General features: G+C 66.3%; 2 protein-coding genes. Both read right to left on the bottom strand.

Features of this window, described 5'->3' with window-relative positions; genetic code table 11:
- Positions 1–147: 147 nt before the first annotated feature.
- Positions 148–588, bottom strand: a complete 441-nt coding sequence (locus tag UN64_RS19715; protein ID WP_077365931.1) for a pyocin knob domain-containing protein — start codon at positions 586–588, stop codon at positions 148–150.
- A gap of 31 nt (positions 589–619) precedes the next feature.
- Positions 620–2,407 (bottom strand): right-handed parallel beta-helix repeat-containing protein (locus UN64_RS21075; protein ID WP_171978987.1); only part of this gene is annotated, 1,788 nt, incomplete at its 5' end.

Here is a 2,407-nt window from a genome sequence, read left to right as displayed (position 1 = left end):
GAATGAACTCCTGGGTGAACACGGACGTCGCCGCCTGCTCGACGCGGAGCGACGCCAGTCATCCCGTCGCGCGGGTAGCCACGGTCTACGGTCGCGTTAGCAGGCGCGGACTGGTAGTACGAGCCGGGAGACGTGACGGTAGCCAGGTCACGAGTGCCCAGCGCCTCCGGCGTCCCCTGCCGGGGCCTTCCATTCCGTCACCCGTCCATCCGTGTAGACCGTCCGCCGCCAAGTGCCCCGGTACCCGGTCGAGTCGAAGTGCAGGGCCTCCTGCGTGACGATGGACGTTGCCGCCTGCTCGACACGGAGCACGAGCGTCATCCCGGCCCGAGGGTACCCGCGCTCCACGGTCGCCAGTGACGCGGTGGACTGCCAGTACGTGCCCGGCCTGGTCAGCGCGTCCAGGTTCGCGCCAACGAGCGCACCCTTCGGCCACGTCGCCACCCCGGCGGCTTCCTGGCCCGCCGAGACCGCCGCGCCGACGATCTGCCGGTGGATCGCCTCGTGGTTGAGCCCGGACTCCTCGCTGGGGTATGTGCCGCCGTCCGTCTCCACGATCATGCCGCCGGGAAGTTTCTTCAAAGCCACAACGGCCTCCGATCAGTAAGGGGATGGATGCTCACACGCTGACCCACACGCCGCCCTTCATCACCTGCCGGGTGCCCAGGCGACGGTCCAGGACCATGGACCCGCCAGCGAACGGGGGCCACGACGGGGCCGCGTCAGCCGCCCGCCACATGGTGATGTCCGCCATGAACGAGGCCAACGCGTTCGGCGACGACCACTCACTGATCTGCCGGGACGCGCCGGTGGAGTCCGAGAATGTGATCTCCAGTTCATTCATGCCCTTCCAGGTGCCAGTGTCCTCGGACGTGTACCGGCCCGCGTAGAAACCCGCACCGTCGCCGTCGTACACCTCCACGAGACCGCCCTTGAACCGCATGTCACGGAACTCCACGCCAGGATTCTGCAAGTAGATGCCGTGCCCGGACGGGGTAGAAATGTGCGTGTCCGTGAAGGTCACGTCCTGCACGTTCCCGCACGCCTCATCAATGTGGATGGCGAACTTCTGGGTGTCCATGATCTTCGGGGCCACCACCGTCACATGCGACACCCCGGACATGCGGATGCCCTCCACCGCCGAGAACGTCTGCTTCGCCTTCTTCACGACCGGGCTGATGAGCCGCACATCATCCGCACGCTGGATCAGGAAACCGCAACAGTTACGGTTGATCGTGCCCGAGTCGATGGCCGTGCAAGCGTTGAACGTGATGCCACGGTTGCGGAACCCGTTCTCGTTGTCGTCGCCACCGAGCACCTTGAACCCGGACCCGCCAGAACCACGGGCCATACAGTGGTAAAACCAGATGTTCGTCTGCGTGGTAAACCCAGACACGCGGTAACCGTGCTCGCCAGCGTCATCCACCGTGAAGTTCGAGATGCGGATGTCATCGGACGCGCTCTGATTCTCCATCAGCAACCCGTTGTAGCCGGGCAGGTACGCCGAGTTCGGGCCAGCCTTGTAGACGCGCCCACCATGAATGCGGCCCTGCGAACAGCCGCCCTTGATCCGCACCGCCAGGCTGTAGGTGGACACCTCCGCCCAGCCGATCTGGAAGCCGGGCGACTCATCCACCCACACAGCCCAATCGTAGTTCTCCACGTACACTCGGTCTGCCGTGAACCGGGGCGAGTTGATGACCCGGACCCCGTTATCCCGGATGTTGGCCTTACCCGCGCCCGGAGTCGCAGACCGGACCTCGATACCGCCATACACGGTCACGTCCGGGGCGTCCGCGACATGTACACCCTGGCAGGCGTCACCGCCGAGAGTCTGCACGCGCAGCCCGCCCACCACCGTGGAACTCGCACCCAGCCCGATCACCGGAGCACGCCCCATCGGCGTCTGCTGACGGAACACCGCCCCGTTCGTGTGCATCGTCAGACCCTCGGGGAGCCGCTTGTACGAGCTGATGCCGATGCTCATCCCGGCGGGGATGACCAGGGGCACTCCAGCCGTGGCCGCCGCAGACGCTGCCGCGTGGAAAGCGTCCGTGTCATCCGCGGCCCCGTCGCCCTTGACCCCGAACCGGGAGATGTGGATCGGGCCTTCGTCTAGGATTGGACGCATCGCTGAGCCCACAACGGAGTCCACGGCCGCCCGGGTCCGCGAAGCCGCGTCCAGGATGAACGCCGACACCGCAGAGTCCTCCGGAGAGCCCGGAGCGAGCCCCACGGCACCGGCGATGGAGTCCACGCGGGAGGCCAGTGTGTCAACCCTCTCGTTCAGCCGCAGACCCCACTCCCGCAGGCGGGCTGCGATGGATTTGGCGATCCCCTTGGTGTCCTCCGGCGTAACCACCGGGTGGCCAGGATCATCCGGCACCACATATGCGATACCGGAAAT

The sequence above is a fragment of the Fictibacillus arsenicus genome (genome assembly GCF_001999465.1).
In the GTDB taxonomy this organism is placed as follows: Bacteria; Bacillota; Bacilli; order Bacillales; family Fictibacillaceae; genus Fictibacillus; species Fictibacillus arsenicus.
The sequence above is the reverse complement of the archived record's forward strand: the minus strand, read 5'-3'. Positions and strand labels throughout refer to the sequence as shown.